Source organism: Cohnella caldifontis (assembly GCF_029360585.1).
Classification (GTDB): Bacteria; Bacillota; Bacilli; order Paenibacillales; family Paenibacillaceae; genus Cohnella; species Cohnella caldifontis.
This window is the reverse complement of sequence record NZ_JAQZSJ010000005.1, coordinates 150,761-170,350: the sequence shown is the minus strand read 5'-3', so window position 1 is coordinate 170,350 and position 19,590 is coordinate 150,761. Positions and strand designations below refer to the sequence as shown.

General features: G+C 62.0%; 15 protein-coding genes. 6 read left to right on the top strand and 9 right to left on the bottom strand.

Translation table 11 applies throughout. The features are described from left to right. Nucleotides 1–52: 52 nt before the first annotated feature. Entirely contained in the window at nucleotides 53–1,168 is a 1,116-nt protein-coding gene (gene citZ, locus PTZ19_RS10295; RefSeq protein ID WP_276354193.1) for a citrate synthase, read from the bottom strand. A 286-nt stretch (nucleotides 1,169–1,454) separates the two neighbouring features. Between citZ and PTZ19_RS10290 the strand changes: the two genes are divergently transcribed. Next, on the top strand, nucleotides 1,455–2,984 hold the full coding sequence (locus PTZ19_RS10290; RefSeq protein WP_276354191.1) for a Ppx/GppA phosphatase family protein: 1,530 nt from the start codon (nucleotides 1,455–1,457) through the stop codon (nucleotides 2,982–2,984). On the opposite strand, the gene ppk1 is transcribed toward PTZ19_RS10290, so the two are convergent. From ppk1 to PTZ19_RS10255, 7 genes are all read right to left on the bottom strand, one after another. Beyond that, nucleotides 2,981–5,095 carry a polyphosphate kinase 1 gene (gene ppk1 / locus PTZ19_RS10285; protein ID WP_276354189.1) on the bottom strand — a complete coding sequence of 705 codons (2,115 nt, stop codon included), beginning with the start codon at nucleotides 5,093–5,095 and terminating at the stop codon, nucleotides 2,981–2,983. The two genes, PTZ19_RS10290 and ppk1, sit on opposite strands and share 4 nt — an antisense overlap. Before the next feature lie 153 nt (nucleotides 5,096–5,248). Beyond that, complete coding sequence (locus PTZ19_RS10280) at nucleotides 5,249–5,713, bottom strand: acyl-CoA thioesterase (protein WP_276354188.1); 465 nt, start codon at nucleotides 5,711–5,713, stop codon at nucleotides 5,249–5,251. Between the two features lie 71 nt (nucleotides 5,714–5,784). Continuing rightward, nucleotides 5,785–7,539: a pyruvate kinase gene (gene pyk, locus PTZ19_RS10275; protein ID WP_276354186.1), complete on the bottom strand. Its 1,755-nt coding sequence runs from the start codon at nucleotides 7,537–7,539 to the stop codon at nucleotides 5,785–5,787. A gap of 122 nt (nucleotides 7,540–7,661) precedes the next feature. After that, the gene (locus PTZ19_RS10270; protein ID WP_276354185.1) at nucleotides 7,662–8,642 is read right to left on the bottom strand and encodes an acetyl-CoA carboxylase carboxyltransferase subunit alpha; all 981 of its coding nucleotides are present in this window, start codon (nucleotides 8,640–8,642) and stop codon (nucleotides 7,662–7,664) included. Then, a complete protein-coding gene (gene accD / locus PTZ19_RS10265; RefSeq protein ID WP_276354184.1) occupies nucleotides 8,632–9,513 on the bottom strand; it encodes an acetyl-CoA carboxylase, carboxyltransferase subunit beta in 882 nt (293 codons plus the stop codon). The genes PTZ19_RS10270 and accD overlap by 11 nt, the downstream gene beginning before the upstream one ends. Before the next feature lie 107 nt (nucleotides 9,514–9,620). Then, entirely contained in the window at nucleotides 9,621–9,809 is a 189-nt protein-coding gene (locus tag PTZ19_RS10260; protein ID WP_276354183.1) for a glutamate decarboxylase, read from the bottom strand. Between the two features lie 163 nt (nucleotides 9,810–9,972). Next, nucleotides 9,973–10,791 (bottom strand): AraC family transcriptional regulator, encoded by an 819-nt coding sequence (locus tag PTZ19_RS10255; protein WP_276354182.1) that lies wholly within the window; start codon nucleotides 10,789–10,791, stop codon nucleotides 9,973–9,975. A 105-nt stretch (nucleotides 10,792–10,896) separates the two neighbouring features. On the opposite strand from PTZ19_RS10255, the gene PTZ19_RS10250 reads away from it, so the two are divergent. Beyond that, on the top strand, nucleotides 10,897–12,120 hold the full coding sequence (locus tag PTZ19_RS10250) for an MFS transporter (protein WP_276354181.1): 1,224 nt from the start codon (nucleotides 10,897–10,899) through the stop codon (nucleotides 12,118–12,120). Between the two features lie 748 nt (nucleotides 12,121–12,868). Here PTZ19_RS10250 and PTZ19_RS10245 read toward each other — a convergent pair. After that, nucleotides 12,869–16,612 carry a DNA polymerase III subunit alpha gene (locus PTZ19_RS10245; protein WP_276354179.1) on the bottom strand — a complete coding sequence of 1,248 codons (3,744 nt, stop codon included), beginning with the start codon at nucleotides 16,610–16,612 and terminating at the stop codon, nucleotides 12,869–12,871. 140 nt (nucleotides 16,613–16,752) lie between these two features. Between PTZ19_RS10245 and PTZ19_RS10240 the strand changes: the two genes are divergently transcribed. From PTZ19_RS10240 to PTZ19_RS10225, 4 genes are all read left to right on the top strand, one after another. After that, nucleotides 16,753–17,079, top strand: a complete 327-nt coding sequence (locus PTZ19_RS10240) for a YtrH family sporulation protein (protein WP_276354177.1) — start codon at nucleotides 16,753–16,755, stop codon at nucleotides 17,077–17,079. Between the two features lie 6 nt (nucleotides 17,080–17,085). Next, on the top strand, nucleotides 17,086–17,583 hold the full coding sequence (locus PTZ19_RS10235) for a sporulation membrane protein YtrI (protein WP_276354176.1): 498 nt from the start codon (nucleotides 17,086–17,088) through the stop codon (nucleotides 17,581–17,583). A gap of 88 nt (nucleotides 17,584–17,671) precedes the next feature. Continuing rightward, nucleotides 17,672–18,427, top strand: coding sequence for a response regulator transcription factor (locus tag PTZ19_RS10230; protein WP_276354175.1), 756 nt, complete (start codon nucleotides 17,672–17,674; stop codon nucleotides 18,425–18,427). Beyond that, nucleotides 18,424–19,524 (top strand): sensor histidine kinase, encoded by a 1,101-nt coding sequence (locus PTZ19_RS10225; protein ID WP_276354174.1) that lies wholly within the window; start codon nucleotides 18,424–18,426, stop codon nucleotides 19,522–19,524. Before PTZ19_RS10230 ends, PTZ19_RS10225 begins: the two co-directional genes overlap by 4 nt. Nucleotides 19,525–19,590: the final 66 nt, after the last annotated feature.

Here is a 19,590-nt window from a genome sequence, read left to right as displayed (position 1 = left end):
CCGCGCGAACGCGCGCAAGCGGGCTGTCCGCCGGTAAACGCGTCTGTTGAATTCAGCCCCGCTGGGAAATCGGGACGTAATGCTGGTCGACCGGTCCGACGTATTCCGCGCGCGGGCGGATGAGCCGGTTGTCGCCGTATTGCTCGAGAATGTGGGCCGTCCATCCGGACACCCGGCTGACCGCGAAGATCGGCGTGAACAGGTCGCGCGGGATGCCGAGCATCGTGTAGCAGGAAGCGGAATAGAAGTCGACGTTCGGCTTCAGCCCCTTCTGCCCGGTGACGAGCTCTTCGATCTGCACGGACATGTTGTACAGCGTCATGTTGCCTTTCAGCTCGCCCAGCTGGCGGGACATCGCCTGCAGGTGCTTCGCGCGCGGATCGCCGTTGCGGTATACCCGGTGGCCGAAGCCCATGATCTTCTCTTTGTTGTTCAGCTTGTTCTGGATGTAGGACTCGACTTTGTCCGGAGAACCGATCTCATCCAGCATGACCATGACCGCTTCGTTGGCGCCGCCGTGCAGCGGTCCTTTGAGAGCGCCGATCGCGGAAGTCACGCCCGAGTAGATGTCGGACAGCGTGGCTACCGTGACGCGGGCCGCGAACGTGGAAGCGTTCAGCTCATGGTCGGCATGCAGGACGAGCGCCTTGTTCATGGCTTCTACGGCCACGGCGGCGGGCTCTTCCCCGGTCAGCATGTACAGGAAATTATGCGCGATGCCTACGCCTTTCTTCGGCGCGACCGGCTCTTTGCCTTCGCGGATGCGGGCGAAAGCCGCCACGATCGTCGGAAGCTGGGCTTGCAGTTTCACCGCTTTCAGAACGTTGGCTTCGCGGCTCATGTCGTCCGATGCCGGGTCGTACAGCGCGAGGCTGGACACGGCCGTCCGGAGCGCGGCCATCGCGTTGCTGTTTTTCGGATACAGCCGGAGGCCGTTAATGACTTCCGCGGGGACGGCGGCATAGTCGCCCAATTGCGCGATCAGTTGATCCAGCTCCGCCTGGGTCGGCAGCTTGCCATGCCATAACAGGTATGCGACTTCCTCGAAAGTCGCTTTTTCCGCAAGTTCGTCAATGTTGATGCCGCGGTACGTCAGCACGCCGTCGATGATGGAACTGATCGACGAGGACGCGGCGACGATGCCCTCGAGGCCTTTGGTTGCCGTCATGTTTCTCTCTCCTTTGTTCGGGAAATGCCGGATCCGAAGCGCGCCCCGGATCGGGGGAGGATGATTCCATGCGCGGGAGCCCATGGTCATGCTCCAAAAAACGCGCAAAACGCAGGATTCCAAGGATTTCGCACCTTTTTTTAATGATAAACGATTTCGTCGGCGAAAGAAACCGAGCCCGGCATCAAATTGTTTTATCGGCATCATAAAGGTTCTTTTGCCGCCGGCCCGCCCAATGATACAATGATCCGGAATAGACTTCGACAATATGTCCGCGAGGTGCCTCATGAGCTTATCGGAAGTGGCGGGAATGATCGACATCGGCTCGAATACGGTCCGGCTGGCGGTTTATCAATATTCGGCTGGGGGCGCCTACCGGCTGATCGACCAGGGGCGCTGGTCCGCGAGGCTCAGCAAGAAGCTGACCGCGGACGGCCATCTCCCGGACGAAGCCGTGGACGAACTGGCGGACGTGCTGATCCACTATCTCCGGATCTGCCGCATGCACGGCACGCGCAAGATCCGCGCGGTCGCCACGGCCGCCCTCCGGGCGGCCAAAAACCGGGATGCCGTGATCCGGCGGCTCTCCAAGGCCACGGACCTGCGCATCGAGGTGCTCTCCGGGGAAGAAGAAGCGCGGTTCGGAAGCGAAGCCATGCTCCGCACGCTGAATCTGACCGAAGGGTACGTCGTCGACATCGGGGGCGGCAGCACGGAAATCACGCTGCTCCGGGATCGGAAGACGCTCCGGTCGGTCTCCTTTCCGTTCGGATGCGTCAATACGGCGAGCCGATTCGAGCTGGGCGACGGCCCCGTGTCCGCCGACCGGCTGGAAGAAATCCGCCGGGAAGTCAGCCGGCAACTGGACGCGCTGCCTTGGATTTCCGAACGGCCGGGACTTCCCCTGATCGGACTCGGCGGCACCGTCCGCGCGTTCGCCAAGCTCCGCCAACGGGAAACGGACTATCCGTTCCCCTTGCTGCACGGGTACGAGCAGTCCGAACGCGAGCTCGCGGACGCGCTCGATCGGCTGGCGGACAAACCGGCCGCTGCCCGCGGCAAGCTTCCGGGCTTGTCCAAAGACCGGGCCGAGGTCATCGTGCCCGGCCTGGCCATCCTTTCGGCGGTTTGGCGGCACATCGGCGCGGACAAGCTCGTCGTGTGCGGGACCGGGATCCGCGACGGGCTGTTTTTCGAGACCTGCTTGCCCGGTTTTGCCCAAGAAGGCGGCAACCCGGTGCTGGAATCGAGCATCCGCAACCTGAACGCCTTGTATCCCACCGCGCCCTCGGAGCACTTGGCTCAAGTCCGCGGCTTGGCCATGGCGGTCTATCGCGCCCTCGAAGCCGAAGCCGACCTTCCGGAAAACGCCGGAACGTGGCTGGACGCGGCGGCAAGGCTGTTCAAGATCGGGGCGGCAATCGACTTGAACGATAACGCGGACCATACGTTCTACATGCTGGTCCATACGCATTGGTACGGGCTGTCCCACCGCGAAACCTTGCTGACGGCGGCGATCGCCTCTTACAAAGGCGCCGGTTCGCTCCGGCGCCGCCTCGCTCCCTTCCGCTCCCTGCTGCGGGAAGGAGACGCAGAAGCGGCGGCCAAACTGGGGTCGATCCTCCAGCTCGCCGCCGCCTTGGACCGCAGCGAATCGCAGGCGATCCGCTCCCTGACGGCTGCGCCAGCCCCCGGCAAACTGCTGTTGAAGGCGGAAGCCGCGCAATCTCTGGCCGTGGAAAAAAAGGAAGTCGAAGCGCACGCGAAAGAGTTCAAGAAAATCTGGGGACGCGTCCCCGTATTGTCGGAGGCTTAATCCTCCGCCGCCGAAGCCACCGTCTTCCAGAGCGGAATGTCCGCCAGCTCGAATTGGCTGCGCAGAGGCGTCTGGCCGCCTCCCTCCACTCTCGCGTAACCTCCGCCCGGGGTCAGTTCCCGGGCTTTTACGTTATCCAGCAAATTCATGCGCAGCAAATTGACCAGCATCGCGCGAAGCCCCGAGTCATACACCGGGCACATGACCTCCACGCGGCGGGTCAAATTCCGCGTCATCCAGTCCGCGCTGGAGATGTATACCTCGTCCTCGCCGCCCGCGGAAACCGCCAGGATCCGGGAGTGCTCCAGAAAGCGGTCCACGATGCTGACGACCCGGATGTTCTCGCTTAGCCCCGGGACCCCCGGCCGCAGGCAGCACACCCCCCGCACGATCAGCTCGATGCAAACCCCGGCCTGGGAGGCTTCATATAGCTTGTCGATCATTTGCTGGTTCGACAGCGAATTCATCTTCGCGATGATACGGGCGTCCCGCCCCTCGCGGGCGAACCGGATTTCCCGGTCGATGAGGTCGAACAGCTTCGGCTTCAGCGCGTCCGGCGCCACCGCGAACGCCCGCCAATCATGCGGGGTCGAGTAGCCCGTCATCTCGTTGAACAGCGCGGAGGCGTCCGCCCCGATGTCGGGATGGCAGGTGAACAAGCCGGCATCCGTGTAAAGCTTGGCGGTGCTCTCGTTGTAGTTGCCGGTACCGACGTGTACGTAACGGCGAAGCGCTCCCGCCTCCCTCCGGACGACCAGCGTGACCTTCGCGTGGGTTTTGAGCCCGGCAAGCCCGTAAACGACGTGGCAGCCCGCCTTTTCCAGCTGCCGGGCCCAGGCGATGTTGCGCTCTTCGTCGAACCGCGCTTTGATCTCGACGACGACGGTCACCTGTTTGCCCGACTCCGCCGCCTTCACGAGCGCCTGAACCAGCACCGAATGGGCGTCCACGCGGTACAGCGTCATTTTGATGGCCAGCACTTCCGGATCCGCCGCCGCCTCGATCAGAAAGTCGTGAACCGCTTCGAACGATTCGTACGGATGGTACACCAGCACGTCCCGCTCCCGGATGACGCCCATGATGTCTTCCCCTTCTTCGAATTCCACGGGATACGCCGGCTCTACCTTGGGATAGCGGAGGTGATCGAAATTCGTCAGCGAACCCGCGAATTTGGACAGGAACGAAAGGTCGAGCGGCCCTTCGATCTCGAAAACGCCGTCGTCGAGCTCGAGTTCGTCCTTCAACATTTCGAGCGCGCTGGGATGCATGCCTTTCTCGATCTCCAGGCGCACGGGAAAGCCCCGGCGGCGTCTGCGCAGCTCCTTCTCGAGCTCCTGCAGCAGATCCTCCGCTTCTTCCTCGTTCAAGGTGAGATCCGAATTCCGCGTAATGCGGAAGGCGTGCACCGCCTCCGTGGCGTACCCGCTGAACAGCAGGCCGATCTGCTCCTTGATCAGCTCTTCCAGCATCAGGAACGTCATCTTGCGGCTATTGCCCCGTCCCGGCACGGGGATCGTGCGGGGCAGAATCGACGGTACCTGCACGATGGCGCAATAGGTCCGTTCCTCATGGCGGGCGTTCGGCGCAAGCGGACGAAGCACGACGGCCAAATACACCTCGCGGCTGTGGACCAAGGGGAACGGGCGGCTGACGTCGACGGCCATCGGAGTCAGCACCGGGTAGACGATGTCCTGGAAATACTGTTTCATCGCTTCCCGCTGCGCGGTCGACAACTCTTCCCATGACGCGATGAATACGCCTTCGCGCGCCATCAGCCGCATGAGCTCCCGGTACGTCCGGTATTGATCGCGGATGAACCGTTCCGTCCGTTTCATGACCCGCTTGATCAAGCCCTGGGGCGTATAACCGGTAAAGTCGGTTTTGTTCATCCCGGCCTTGCGCTGGTCCTTCAGTCCCGCCACGCGCACCCCCATGAATTCGTCGAGGTTGCTGGCCGTGATGGCCAGGAACTGGAGCCGTTCCAAGAGCGGCGTCGCGGCGTCCTCGGCTTCCTCCAGCACGCGTCTGTTGAATTCGATCCAGCTCAGATCCCGATTTAAATATCGGTTTACCGGCCGATACGACGGCGACTGGCGCGTTCCCTTTTTCATGTCCGGTTTCTCCCCTGCATTCCGAATATGGATAAAAGAGCGTATCTCCCCTTATCTTTCTATTATGTTATCCCTGTGTAAAATTGAAGCGCGCATTCGGTAAAATGCACGTAAAAAGCCGCCGTTGGCCGCGGCGGCTTGTTCCGATTTCCGTTATTTCGAGGCGAGAGCCTTCATTTTCCCATACAACTCCGGGGCTTCCCGGTCGAGCCGGATCGGCTTCCAGGCTTCGTTCACCCAGACGTGCCGGGTGCCGCCCTCGACAAGCATTTCGCCTTCCGGCTCCTCCGCCTGCAAGGAATCCCCGTGCTCGGCCGTCAGATCGCCGCTGACGATGCGGGATTGAAAGCGAACGCGCAGCGGGGACATCTCCTCCAGATGGGTGCACACGGTGACCCAATCGTCGTATCGCGCCGGAGCCCGGAACGATGCCTCGAGATGCAGCACCGGAAGCAACAGCCCCCGTTCCTCCATGTCCCGGTAGGAGATCCCCGCGTGCCGCACCCATTCGGTGCGCCCGATTTCGAACCAGTTCAAGTAATTGGCATGGTAGACGACTTTCATTCGGTCGGTCTCCTGGTAACGGACCCGCAGCGCATGCAGAAACCAGGTTTTCATGCGGCATTCCTTCCTTCCTTAAGCGAGAAAAGCGACGGCTCGGCCGTCGCTTTCAACATCTATCCGCTCGATTACAGGACTTTGGCTTGGCCCGAATAGATCAAGCCTTTCTCGGAGTACACGGTCACTTCCATGCCGTCGCGAAGCCGGCTCGTCGCCCCGTCTACGCCGACGACGACCGGAATGCCCAGGTTCAAGCCGACTACGGCCGCGTGGCAGGTGATGCCCCCGCATTCCGTGATGACGGCAGCCGCCTGCTCGAATGCCGGCATGTACTCCTTATCGGTGGAAGGAGCGACCAGAATGGCGCCCGGCGCCATTTTGCGGACGGCTTCCTCCGGCGAGGAGGCGACGACGACTTTGCCCGTCGCGCTGAGCGATCCGATGCCTTGGCCCTGGGCGATCAACTCGCCGACGTTATGGATTTTGATCAGGTTCGTCGTGCCGGAACGGCCGACCGGTACGCCCGCGGTAATGACGATCGTGTCGCCGAGGCGGACGAAGCCGGAGTCCATCGCGCCTTTCACGGCGATGTCGAACATTTCGTCCGTCGTCGTCGCCGGCGTGCCCAGCACCGGGATCACGCCCCACACCAGCTGCAGCCGGCGTTTGACCTGCTCGATCGGCGTGACCGCGATAATCGGCGATTTCGGACGGTATTTGGAAACCATGCGGGCCGTATAACCGCTCTCGGTGGACGTCACGATCGCCCGGGCGTCGAGGTCGAGGGCCGAATTGGCCACCGCCTGGCTGATCGCTTCGGTCACGGAAATTTGCTGGGATTGCGCCTGCTTCATGAAGATTTCGCGGTACGGAAGCGCGGATTCCGCGCGAACCGCGATGCGGGCCATCGTCTCGACGGATTCGACCGGGTATTTGCCGGCCGCGGTTTCGCCGGACAGCATGATGGCGTCCGTGCCGTCGAAAATCGCGTTCGCGACGTCGGAAGCTTCCGCGCGCGTCGGGCGCGGATTGCGCTGCATCGAATCGAGCATTTGGGTCGCGGTGATGACCGGCTTGCCGGCGCGGTTGCACTTCTCGATCATGCGCTTCTGCACGAGCGGCACTTCTTCGGCCGGGATTTCCACGCCGAGGTCGCCGCGCGCGACCATCAGGCCGTCGGACACGTCGAGGATTTCGTCGAGGTTGTCCACGCCCTGCTGGTTTTCGATTTTGGAAATGATCTGGATATGGCGGGCTTCATGGCGTTCGAGCAGCTCGCGGATCTCCAGCACGTCGCTCGCGCGGCGCACGAAAGAAGCGGCGATGAAATCGATGTTCTGCTCGATGCCGAATTTGATGTCGCCGATGTCTTTCTCCGTGAGACCCGGCATGGAAATGGCGACGCCGGGAACGTTGACGCCTTTCTTGCTCTTGATCGGACCGCTGTTGACGATGCGGCATTTGATTTCCGTGCCCTGGATGTCTTCCACGGTCAATCCGATCAAGCCGTCGTCGATCAATATCGTCGATCCGACATGCACGTCGGACGGCAGATCCGCGTACGTGACCGGAATCCGGTCTTTATCTCCGAGGATTTCCTGGGTGGTCAAGGTGATCGTCTCGCCCTGAATCAGCTCGATCGGCTCTTCCTTCAGCTTGCCGAGCCGGATCTCGGGTCCTTTGGTGTCTAGCAGGATGGCCACGGTTTTGTTCAGTTCCCGGCACGCCTGCCGAATCGTTTGGATGCGGCGGCCGTGTTCCTCGAAATCCCCGTGGGAGAAGTTGAGGCGGGCCACGTTCATGCCGGCGGCGATCAGTTTCTTGATGTTTTCGAGAGACTCGCTGGACGGTCCGATGGTGCAGACGATTTTGGTTTTGCGCATGATTTCTCTTTCCTCCGTTTATCCATCCGTGCTTAAACCCGAAAACTACCATACACGATTTCCCGGAAAATGTACAGACAACCCGGGAAAAAGCGGATGGCAGTTGAGCGGGGCGAAACGTTTTATTCGGTGACCGGCAGCGGCGCCGCTTCCTCGGCGAAAACGCCGACTTTGCGGAACTTGGCGTAACGGTCTTCCATAAGCTGCTCCGGCGACAGGGCGGAAAGCTCCCGCATATGTCTCCAGAGCGCTTCTTTGATCGCCTCGGCCTGCACCGGCAAGTCGCGGTGGGCGCCCCCGTAAGGTTCGGGGATCACCTCTTCGATGACGCCGAATTCCAGCAGGTCCTTGGCGGTGATTTTCATCGTCTCGGCGGCTTGGTCCGCCTTGGACGCATCCTTCCAAAGGATGGACGCGGCGCCGTTAGGCGAAATGACGGAGTAAATCGCGTTCTCCAGCATCAGGACCCGGTTGCCGACGCCGAGCGCCAGCGCGCCGCCGCTGCCGCCTTCGCCGATGACCACGCAAATGATCGGGACGCCGAACGTCGACATCGCGTGCAGGTTGCGGGCGATCGCCTCGGACTGGCCCCGCTCTTCGGCGGTGTCCCCGGGATAGGCCCCTTTGGTATCGATGAAGGTGATGATGGGGCGGCCGAACTTGTTGGCCTGCTGCATGAACCGCAGCGCCTTCCGGAACCCTTCCGGGTGCGGGCTGCCGAAGAACCGCTGGATGTTGTCCTTCGTATCCTTGCCGCGCTGATGGCCGACGACCGTCACCGGGACGCCGTTCAGCTTGGCCAATCCGCCGACGATCGCGAGATCGTCGGCGAACACGCGGTCGCCGTGCAGTTCGATGAAATCCGTGAAAACATGGGGAATGTAGTCCAGCGTCGTCGGCCGCGCATGGTGGCGGGCCAGGTGCATGATCTGCGCCGCCGTCAGGTTCCCGTAAATTTCCTGCTCCAGCTCTTGGTAACGCAGCTCCAGCCTGCCGATTTCGTCGGTGAAATCGATCTGCCGTTCCGCGCCGAACTTTTTCAACTCGTCGATTTTCTTGCGAAGCTCTGCGAGGGGTTTCTCGAACGGGAGCTCAAGAGACATCTGCCGGATCCCCTTTCGCCGAATGCATGTCGAGCAGCTTGGTCAGGAACGACTTCATGTCCTTCCGATGGACGACTTTATCCAGTTGGCCGTGCTTCAGGTTGAATTCGGCCGTCTGGAAGTTGTCCGGCAGCTTCTGGCGGATCGTCTGCTCGATGACGATCCGGCCGGCGAAGCCGACGATCGCGCCGGGCTCGGCCAGGTTGTAATCGCCGAGGCTGGCGAAGCTGGCGGACACGCCGCCGAGCGTCGGATCCGTGAAGACTGAGATGAACAGGCCGCCCTGGTCCTGGAACCGCGCGAGCGCCGCGCTCGTTTTCGCCATCTGCATGAGGCTCAGGATGCTCTCCTGCATCCGGGCTCCGCCGGACGTGGAGAAAAGGAGGAGCGGGAGTTGCTTCTCGGCCGCGCGTTCGATGGCCCGGGTCACCTTCTCGCCGACCACGGAGCCCATGCTGCCGGTGAAAAAATCGAAACTCATGACGCCGATGACGACGCGGAAGCCGCCGATTTCCCCTTCGCCGGTGACGATCGCGTCTTTCAGCCCCGAGCTCGCTTTCTGCTGCTCGAGCTTGCCCGCGTAGCCGGGGAAATTCAGCGGGTCTTGGGACACCAAGTCCGCGTCGATTTCGGAGAACGTTCCTTCGTCGATCGTCATGGCGATCCGTTCATGGGCGCTCAGCCGGAAATGGTGGCCGCAGGAGGAGCAGACCTTCTGGTTTTTCTCCAGCTCCTTGCTGAACTGGATCGTGCCGCATTTCGGGCATTTGTTCATGAGACCTTCCGGGATCTCGCGCTTGGGACGTTCCGCGCTGACCCGTTCGGAAGGGACGACGGCGTATTTTTTCTTTTGAAACAAATCCTTGAACACAGCGACACCTCACAAGGCGAAAAAAATGGCGGTCCGATCTCCATGGAAACGTTCCGCTTCTGTACAGACGTTGCCAGTCTGGGGACGGGGCGCGGGAATTTCGGGTTTCAGGGAGTCAGGATGCTGCCCAGCACTTCCTGAACTTCGCGCACTTCGCCGGACGGTACCAATATTTCGTACTGAGGTTTGGTCAAATTGATGGGGCGCACTCGAACGAGGAACCCTTGCTCGGTCAAACGGGATTGAATCCGTTCGGCAATCTTCGCGGTCGGCGCAATGTAAATGACCGTCCACATGAAGCGGAACCCCCATTGTGAATGCTGATTTTAAAGATTGGATAAAGGACTGCAACAATCGAATCATAGCACATCCATCGAGAGACTAGCAACAAAAGGGCGTCCCATCCCGCCCCCGTCAAGGGATTCGCGGGACGTTAGCGCGCGGATGCGGCCGTTCCTTCTATCGCATGCCGGAAGCGGTTTCGTTCCGATACGATTCGGGCGCGATTCCGACCGTTTTGCGGAACGCCCGGTAGAACGGGCTGATGCTGGAAAAGCCGAGCGCAAGGCCGATCTCCGTGACGGATGCGTCGGATTGCCGGAGCAGCCTCTTTGCCTCCTCGATCCTCAGCCTTTGCACGTATTGGTACGGGGAGACGCCGATCGCCGCTTTAAACGAGCGGATGAAGTGATGCCGGCTCATCAGGGCGACCTGCGACAGCGTTTCGATGCGGATCTCCTCTTTGTAGTGCGCGTGCAAATACTCCAAAGCCCGGCCCACATGCGGATCGCGTTCCCTTGAAGTCCGCAGGGGTTCCGCGTCCGCTCCCGCGCCGAAGTTGCCGGTGACCGCGCCGAACAAATACCGGACAACCTGCGATTCCGTTTCTCCCTGCGCGAGCGGGTCGAGCGGATCTCCGTCCATCAGCGCGTTCGACCACCGGCGGAATTTATCGCTTAACAGGATGGGATCGAACCGTTGGAGAACGGAGAACTCCACCCGTTCCCCTCGGGCAAGATCCGACCAGCCGTCTTGCCGGACTTTGAAAATGATCACGCCGGAGCTTTCGTCGATTTCGAAAGAATGGCGGTCGTTCGGATGCTGGACGATGCCGCATCCGCCCGTCAGCTCGTACGGCTTGTTCTCCATCGTAAAGCGGCATGTCCCGCCGATCGGCACGGTGACCTGGTAATCTTCTCCGTGAACGTGCGGCGTATTGGAGTAATTTCCGGAAATCCGCCACAGTTCCAGCCGCGGCGTTGCCAGTTTGACAATCATCGGGGATCACCTGGGTCCATTATAGCAAAAATCGCCCGGCACCCGGGCAACAATCGCGAAGACGGCCCGTCCGCTACCGGCCTACGATAGGGGAAAAACGAAAGGATGATCCGTTTGTCTTCCTCTCCATCCGTTCAGGCCGTTACGGTCAGGCAAGCGGCCAACGTCGCCTTGCTGGGGGTCAGCACGGCGCATTTGCTGAACGACGCGATGCAAAACCTCGTGCCGGCGGTGTTCCCCGTCTTCCAGCAATCGCTCAAGCTTTCCTTCACCCAGATCGGCTGGGTGGCCTTCACGCTTAACGTCACCGCTTCGATCCTGCAGCCGCTGATCGGGGCTTACACGGACCGCAAACCTTTGCCCATTCTTTTGCCGCTCGGTATGGCCTTCACGCTGCTCGGCATGGCGGGGCTCGCCTTCTCCCCCGGCCTGGCGATGCTGATCGTGTCCGCCGCTTTGATCGGGATCGGCTCCTCCGTCCTGCACCCCAAGTCTTCCCGCGTGGCGCATCTGGCCGCCGGCCGAGGCAAAGGCTTGGCGCAGTCGATCTTCCAGGTCGGCGGCAATACCGGGCAAGCGCTCGCTCCCTTGTTGGCCGCCTTCCTGATCGTGCCGGCCGGCCAGCGCGGGTTCCTGTGGCTGACGCTGCCCGCCGCGGCCGGCATTCTCCTTCAAGCGTACGTCAGCCGGTGGTATGCCGCGCGCGCCCGCGGCTCCGCGAAGACGGAACGGAGTGCGGCGGCCGAGGGGAACCCCGGCCGGACGAGAGGGTTCGTGGTTCTCGTGCTGGGCGTGCTGATCGTGCTGCTGTTTTCCAAATTCGTCTATTTGGCGAGCATGACGGGGTATTACGCGTTCTATTTCACGGAAACGTATCATTTATCGCTCGGCCGGGCCCAAACCGCGCTGTTCGTCCTCCAATTCGCGGGCATGCTCGGCACGCTGCTCGGCGGACCGCTCGCCGACCGATACGGCCGGAAAAACATGATCTGGTTCTCGATTCTCGGCACCGCGCCGTTCTCCATCTGGCTGCCCCATGCAGGTCCGGTCGCCGCGACCGTGCTCTGCTTCGCGATCGGCGCCATCCTGATGTCGGGCTTCTCCGTCATCATCGTCTACGCGCAGGAGATGCTGCCCGGGAGGGTCGGGATGATCGCGGGTTTGTTCTTCGGCTTGTCATTCGGCATGGGCGGGCTGGGCTCGGTCGCGCTCGGCTGGTTGATCGACCATGCCGGCGTCGCGCCCGTGATGCGCATCTGCGCCTTCCTGCCGCTGCTCGGCCTCTTCGCCGCGCTGCTGCCCCGCGATTCCAAGCTGATGGGACGTTAGCCGAAAAAGAATAAACCGTCAGGGAGACCTCCGTCCCTGACGGTTCATTGCGGGTGACCCGTCCAGTACAGCCGAACTTTCCTCTCAAGCGCCGTAATAGCGTATCACATGCGCTATTCAACCAATGCTTAAACGCCGAATTAGCGTACCACATCCACTATTCAGCCGAGCCTTCCACCCAACCGCAGAATTAGCGTACCACTTCCACTATTCCGTCGAACCTTCCGTCCATCTGCCGAATTAGCGTACCACATCCACTATTCCGTCGAACCTTCCACCCAACCGCAGAATTAGCGTACTACATCCACTATTCCGTCGAACCTTCCGCTCAACCGCAGAATTAGCGTACCACATCCACTATTCAGCCGAACCTTCCACCCAACCGCAGAATTAGCGTACTACATCCACTATTCCGTCGAACCTTCCGCTCAACCGCAGAATTAGCGTACCACATCCACTATTCAGCCGAACCTTCCACCCAACCGCAGAATTAGCGTACTACATCCACTATTCCGTCGAACCTTCCGCTCAACCGCAGAATTAGCGTACCACATCCACTATTCAGCCGAACCTTCCACCCAACCGCAGAATTAGCGTACTACATCCACTATTCCGTCGAACCTTCCGCTCAACCGCAGAATTAGCGTACCACATCCACTATTAAGCCGAACTTTCCACCCAACCGCCGCAATTGCGTATCCTATCCACAGATCCGCTAATATTCCGGATAGAAAAAGGGAGCTGCCGGTTATTTGATCCGGAAGCTCCCTTTGCCCATCAGTTCTTCGATCCGCCCGGTGAGATCCGGAGATGGATGGATGCTTAAGTCTTCCGACAGCATGACCGAGCGGTGGCCGCGGTCGTAGTGCAGCACCGTGCGCAGCGGGCCGGGATGCTCCGACAGCAGCGATTTCAAGCGGGCCAACACCTCGGACGTCTCGTGCGTCTCGTCTATTCGGATATAGGCCCGCTGCGCCGGCGAAGCCTTCGGGGCAACCGCGGCGGCAGCCGAAGTCACCGCCGGGGCCGCAGCGGCGATCGCCGGGTTCCCGGCTTCCCTGTTGCCGGCGGCCGGCTTCCCTGTCTCCGGCCTGGCAGCGGCGCGGGGAGCCCCGCGATCCGAACGTTCCCGTCCGGGAGAGGCCGGGGCCGCCATCAGCCGGCGAAGCCGCTCCGCTTGCCGGCACAAGTCCGGCGCATCGAGCGGCAGCAGGTCGTCGGCGAGCAGCTTGAAATCTTCGTCCCCCTGCTGCACCTTCGCCCGCACCAAGAGCAGCGCGCCTTTCTTGACGAAGGACGACGCGTTCTTCCATACCGACGGGAACGCGACCAGCTCCACGGTCATGATCCGGTCCTCGATTTCCAGGAACGCCATCGGCTGTCCCTTGCGCGTGACGAAAGGTTTGACCGATACGACCATGCCCGCCGTCAGCGCGGAGGACTCGTCGGGCGCTTCGCCCAAATCGACCAGCCGTTCCAGCTTCAGCTCGTCCAATAGGCTTTCGTATTCGTCCAGCGGATGCCCGGACAAATACAGCCCGAGCAGCTCCCGCTCCAGCTCCAGCGTCTGCGCGGCGCCGAAAGCCGACACCTCCGGCAGCTCCACGTCCCAGTTCGGCGAATCGCCGAAATCGGCGAACAGCTCGATCTGCAGCTCCTCGCGCTCTTTGCGCCATTTGGCGGCCGCCTCCAGCGCCTCGTCCAGCGCCGCGAGCTGCTGCGCGCGATGGCCGGGCAGCGACCCGAACGCGCCGGCCAGCAGCAGCGATTCGATCACCCGCTTGTTGCACACGCGGGAATCGACGCGTCGGCACAAGTCGCCGAGCGAATCGAACCGGCGCTCCCGGCGTTCCTTCAGGATCGCCTCGATCGCCTGCGTGCCGACGTTCTTCACGGCAGCCAGCCCGAAGCGGATCGCGCCCATAACGCCGGACGGACCCGCAGCCCCCGTTGCACCCGACGTGCCCCCCGATGCATCCTTTGCGCCTGCAGGGCCCGTTGCGCCCGCATCGCCGCTGCCGCTTCCGTCCGCCGGCGCAACCGGCGTGAACAGCACGCCGCTCTCGTTCACGTCCGGCGGCAGCACCGGAATACCCATATGCCGGCATTCGTCCACGTATTCGGCCGTTTTGCGTTGGTTCCCGATCACGGACGTGAGCATCGACGCCATAAACGGCACGGGATAGTGGGCTTTGAGATAAGCCGTCCGGAAAGCGAGCACCGCGTAGGCGGCGGCGTGCGCGCGGGGGAAACCGTAATCCGCGAACCGGACGATCATGTCGTAGACGTGGTTCGCTTCTTCTTCCCCGTAACCCATCTGCAGACTGCCCGACACGAAATATTGCCGCTGCTCGTCCAGAATCTCCCGTTTCTTCTTGCCGACCGCCCGGCGCAGCAAATCCGCTTGTCCGAGCGAGAAGCCCGCCATGGACGAAGCGATCTGCATGATCTGCTCCTGATAGACGATGATGCCGTACGTGTCTTTCAGGATCGGCTCCAGGGACGGATGGGGATACTCCGCCTGGGCTTGGCCGTGCCTTGTCCGGACGAACTGCGGAATGAACTCCATCGGCCCCGGCCGGTACAGCGCCAGCACCGAAATAATGTCCTCGAATGAAGAAGGCTTCAGCTCCTTGAGCACGCGCCGCACGCCCGAGCCTTCTAGCTGGAAAATGCCCGTCGTGTCCCCCCGGCTGAGCAGCGCGTACGTCGCTTCGTCCGTCATGGGCACGTCTTCCCAACGAAGCACGCGTCCCGTCGTCTCGCGGATCCACGCCAGCGTCCGCTCGATGATCGACAAGGTCCGCAAACCCAGGAAGTCCATTTTCAGCAGCCCGATCGCTTCCAGATGTTCCATGGAGTATTGCGTCAGGGGAACGCCGTCCGTTCCCTCCTGCAGCGGCACGTAATCCGTCAGCGGCGTCGGCGCGATCACGACGCCCGCGGCGTGCGTGGAGGCGTGCCTCGGCATGCCCTCGACGCGCCGGGCCATCGCCACGAGCTCCCCGGCGCGTCCGCCTCCTTCCGCCAGCGCGCGGAATTCCGGGCTTTCCTTCATCGCCCGTTCGATCGACATGCCCGGCATGCCGGGAATGAGCTTGGCCGCCTTGTCGACCTCCCCGTAAGGCACGTTCATGACGCGGCCGACGTCCCTCACCGCGGCCCGGGCGGCCAGCGTCCCGAACGTGATGATCTGGGCGACCCGTTCGCGGCCGTACTTCTCCGACACGTAACGGATGACCTCGTCGCGCCGCTCGTCGCTGAAGTCGATGTCGATGTCGGGCATCGTCACCCGCTCCGGGTTCAGGAACCGCTCGAACAGCAGCTTATGCGCGATCGGGTCCACGTCCGTGATGCGCAGCGCGTACGCGACCAAGCTGCCGGCGGACGAACCCCTGCCGGGCCCCGTCGCGATGCCCTGCTCCCTGGCGAATCGGATGAAATCCCAGACGATCAGGAAGTAATCGTCGAAGCCCATCCGCCCGATCACCTCGAGCTCGTACAGCAGCCGGGCTTCTGCTTCCCGGCGGAACTCCCCGTCCCGCCATTGCGGCGTCCCGCCGTACCTGGCTTCCAGGCCGTCCCGGCACAGGGAGGCCAGGTATGCCCCGGCGTCCATCCCGTCCGGCAGCGGAGCGAACTTCGGCAGCACGTGGCCGCCGAAGCCGAGCTCCAGGTTGCAGCGCTCCGCGATCGCCCCCGCGTTGGCCACCGCCTCCGGCACATGCCGGAACAAAGCCGACATTTCCTCTCCGCTCTTCAGGTACAGCTGGGTCGATTCGATTTTGAACCGGTCCGGGTCTTCCAGCGTTTTGCCCGTTCCGATGCATAGGAGCACGTCCTGGAGCGCATGATCCTCCTGGTTCAGGTAATGGGAATCGTTCGTCGCCGCGAGCGGGATGCCCGTCTCTTCCGCGAGCCGGATCAGCCCGGCGGACGTCTTCTTTTGTTCCAGCATGCCGTGGTCCTGGATTTCCAGGAAATAGTCTTCGCCGAACAGCTCCCGGTAACGGAGCGCGACGGCTTTCGCCTCGTCGTACTTGTCCGCGAGCAGAAGCTGGGAGAGCTCTCCCGCCAGGCAGCCGCTCAGGCAGACCAACCCTTCCGCGTGGGCCGACAACGCTTCGAAATCGATCCGGGGGCGGTAGTAGTACCCTTCCAAATGGCCGATGGACGACAGCTTCATCAAATTGCGGTACCCGGTCTCGTTCTTCGCCAGCAGCGTCAAATGGTAGGTCGGCTGCTCCTTGCGGGACGCCTTCTCGTGCCGGGACCCGGCCGCCACGTACGCCTCCATCCCGACGATCGGCTTGATGCCCCGCTCCTTGCAAGCTTTATAGAACGCGACGGCGCCGTACATGACCCCGTGGTCCGTCAGCGCCAGCGCCTTCATGCCGAGCTCCGCGGCCCGCGCCGTCAAATCCCGGATGCGCGCCGCGCCGTCCAGCAGGCTGTATTCGCTGTGCACGTGCAAATGGACAAAGCCGCACATGTCGCCGCACCCCCCTTTCTTCCCGTTGCCGTTCCGCTTTTCTCCCCATTATAGCACATATGTTCGGTATTTGAAGCGCGACTCGTCCCATACAAATAAGTGGTGAGCGTTTGTCTCCTTCAAATGATGGAGGGATGTACATGAACGAGATTTATACGCGGGCGGCTTTCTGCTTCTTCATCGCGTTCGGGGTCGTCATGGGCGGGGCGCTGCTGGCGGGCTTGGGTTCCGTTTTCCTGTGGACGCCGCCTCGGGTGGAAATGCTGAAGGTCGCATCCCATTTGAAAATATGGGCGCTCGTCGCGGCCGTCGGGGGCACGATCGATCCGATACGCGTCATCGAGTCGGGCGTGGTGGAGGGGAATCTCTCGCTCGCCGTCCGGCAAGTCGGCTATATCCTGTTCGCCTTTCTCGGCGCCCATATGGGGACGGAATTGGTCCAGTGGATGTGCCGCAGCGGGAGGTGACCCGGCATGCGGGTGCCGTCCTTCGAGCGGTTCCAGCGGATTTCCGCGGCGGGCGCGTTCTTCGTCTGCGGCATGGTGGTCGGCGCCGCGGTCTGGAGCGGCCTGGCGAACGAGCAGATGAACCAGGTCATCCTGCGCAACATCGAGCTCAAGGAACAGATCGACAACTACCAGGAAGAACTGAGCCGGATGCAGAACGATTCGGAAAAAGGCAGCATCATTCAAAGCATCCTCGTTTTCGTGGAAGAACCGGCGGGCAAGACGCCGCTCGACGCGGTAACCGAACGGGAGCTCAAAAAGCGGATCCGGGACGATCTCACGGGATTTCGCGGACGGCGCGTCTACAACATCGGCAAGGATGCCCAATTCGCCCGCAGCCTTTTCGAAAACAAAATCTATTCCGGCATCGGGGATAACGATTACGAGGTTCGGATTTCCACCATCCTCGTGGCGGACGGCGTGCTGCAGGTATGGGTGCAGGCCAAGGTGCATCTGCGGCCTTGAGGCCCGGGGCGTTTCGTGCCAAACTAGAACGGGGAGAGGTTGATCCTCGAACCTCTTTTTTGACGACACCGCCTGGGAGGCCCGGCTCATGTACCGCATCCTGATCGTGGAAGACGATCCGAAAATCGCCGCGATTCTGAAATCCAATATGGAAAAATACGGCTTCGAGGCCCGTGCCGTGACGGATTTCCGGAACGTAGCGGGAGAATTCGAGGCTTATGCCCCTCATCTGACGCTGCTGGACATCCACCTGCCCTATTTCGACGGTTACTATTGGTGCAGGCAAATCCGGCTTCGCTCGAGCGCCCCGATTCTCTTCCTTTCGGCCCGTTCGGGCGAAATGGATCAGGTCATGGCCATCGAAAACGGGGGAGACGATTACGTCGCGAAACCGATCCCCGTCGACCTGCTGATGGCCAAAATCCGCGCCGCCCTGCGCCGGGCTTACGGCGAATACGCGGCGGCCTCCGCCGAACAGCCGTCCATCGCGTCCGGAACGATGGCTGCCGGAAGCCTGGTCCTGGATCTCGGGCGAAGCGAACTGGCCTATCGCGCGAATCGGACGATGCTGACTCCCAACGAGCGGAAGCTGGCGGACGCGCTGATCCGTTCCGCGGGCCGGGTCGTTTCCCGCGAGCGGCTGCTGGAATCGCTGTGGGACGACGCCGAATTCGTGGACGACAACACGCTCACCGTCAACGTGACCCGCTTGCGCAAAAAGCTGGAGGACCTCGGGCTTCCCGGCGTCCTGCTGACCGTACGGGGCCAAGGCTACCGCTTGTTGCCGCCCGAAGCGGACGCTCCGCCGCACCCGAACCCGAACCCGAAGGAGGACCGCCCATGAACCGCGAGCCCTCCTCCGAATCCCGGCGCCCTCCGAAGTACGGTTGGGGCGATTTTTTGCGGGACAGGCTGTCCTACGCGATCGCCCTATTCGCCGGCGTGTTGCTGCTGGCCGCCGTGGTTGATCTCGATGTCCGGCAGACGGGAAGGCTGTCGGCCGGAAGTTTGTTTTACCTGCTTCTGCTTGCCTTGTTCGTCTTGGGCGCGTGGCTGGCCGTGGACTATTACCGCAAGAAGCCCTACTACCTTGAACTGAACGCCGCGGCAGCCCGGCTGCCCGATCTGGACGCCCCGCTCGCGCTGCGGACGGCTTCCTCCCGCGAGCAGGAAGCGGTCGTCCGCCTCGTGGAAGGCCTGCACGAAGCCTATCGGAACGAGCTGAACCGGATCCGGAGGGAGCAGGACATCCGCCACCATTTTACGATGCGATGGGTGCACCAGATGAAAACGCCGCTGTCCGTCATCGACTTGCTGGCGCAGGAATCGGCGAGGCCGGGCGAAGGAGGCGGGTTCGCCGAGGAGGAGCGCGGCCGAAGCATCCTGGAGGAAACCGAGCGGATGCGGCGGGGACTCGACATGATGCTGCACGCCGCCCGTTTGGACAAGTTCGAGATCGACGTGCACGTCCGGCTTACCGCCCTGCACGAGCTGGCGAGGGATGTTCTGAACGATTACAAGAGCCTGTGCATCCGCCATTCCGTGTTTCCCCGCCTGGAGGGCGAGGCTTCGGTCGAGACCGACCCGAAATGGCTGGGCTTCGTCCTGCACCAATTGGTCGGGAATGCGATCAAGTATTCGAAACCGGCGGAAGGAGCCAAAAAGCTGCTGATCCGGATCGAACCTGCCGCGGAAGGCGGCGTGACGCTGAAAGTGCGGGACCAAGGCGTCGGCATTCCGCCGCACGACCTTCCGCGCGTCTTCGATCCTTTCTTCACCGGCGACAATGGCAGGATCACGGAGGAATCCACGGGCATGGGCCTGTATTTGGCCAAGCAAGTCTGCCTTAAGCTCGGACACCGGCTGACCGCCGAATCGGCTCCGGGGGAAGGAACGACCTTGACGGTCGAGTTCCGGCCTGCGGGCATTCACCGCATTTGACCGCCTCCGGAAGCACTGCCCGAAGGTGACGAAAACGTAAGGTTTCCGCCGGCCGTTTGAAAGGAA

Excerpts from the sequence above, each read along its gene's own strand:
- PTZ19_RS10245 (WP_276354179.1), bottom strand. The coding sequence starts at position 16,612 with ATGTGCGGCTTTGTCCATTTGCACGTGCACAGCGAATACAGCCTGCTG.
- pyk (WP_276354186.1), bottom strand. The coding sequence starts at position 7,539 with ATGCGCAAAACCAAAATCGTCTGCACCATCGGACCGTCCAGCGAGTCT.
- PTZ19_RS10250 (WP_276354181.1), top strand. The coding sequence starts at position 10,897 with ATGATCCGTTTGTCTTCCTCTCCATCCGTTCAGGCCGTTACGGTCAGG.
- PTZ19_RS10255 (WP_276354182.1), bottom strand. The coding sequence starts at position 10,791 with ATGATTGTCAAACTGGCAACGCCGCGGCTGGAACTGTGGCGGATTTCC.
- ppk1 (WP_276354189.1), bottom strand. The coding sequence starts at position 5,095 with ATGAAAAAGGGAACGCGCCAGTCGCCGTCGTATCGGCCGGTAAACCGA.
- PTZ19_RS10270 (WP_276354185.1), bottom strand. The coding sequence starts at position 8,642 with ATGTCTCTTGAGCTCCCGTTCGAGAAACCCCTCGCAGAGCTTCGCAAG.
- PTZ19_RS10235 (WP_276354176.1), top strand. The coding sequence starts at position 17,086 with ATGCGGGTGCCGTCCTTCGAGCGGTTCCAGCGGATTTCCGCGGCGGGC.
- PTZ19_RS10260 (WP_276354183.1), bottom strand. The coding sequence starts at position 9,809 with ATGTGGACGGTCATTTACATTGCGCCGACCGCGAAGATTGCCGAACGG.
- PTZ19_RS10225 (WP_276354174.1), top strand. The coding sequence starts at position 18,424 with ATGAACCGCGAGCCCTCCTCCGAATCCCGGCGCCCTCCGAAGTACGGT.
- PTZ19_RS10240 (WP_276354177.1), top strand. The coding sequence starts at position 16,753 with ATGAACGAGATTTATACGCGGGCGGCTTTCTGCTTCTTCATCGCGTTC.
- PTZ19_RS10290 (WP_276354191.1), top strand. The coding sequence starts at position 1,455 with ATGAGCTTATCGGAAGTGGCGGGAATGATCGACATCGGCTCGAATACG.
- PTZ19_RS10280 (WP_276354188.1), bottom strand. The coding sequence starts at position 5,713 with ATGAAAACCTGGTTTCTGCATGCGCTGCGGGTCCGTTACCAGGAGACC.
- PTZ19_RS10230 (WP_276354175.1), top strand. The coding sequence starts at position 17,672 with ATGTACCGCATCCTGATCGTGGAAGACGATCCGAAAATCGCCGCGATT.
- citZ (WP_276354193.1), bottom strand. The coding sequence starts at position 1,168 with ATGACGGCAACCAAAGGCCTCGAGGGCATCGTCGCCGCGTCCTCGTCG.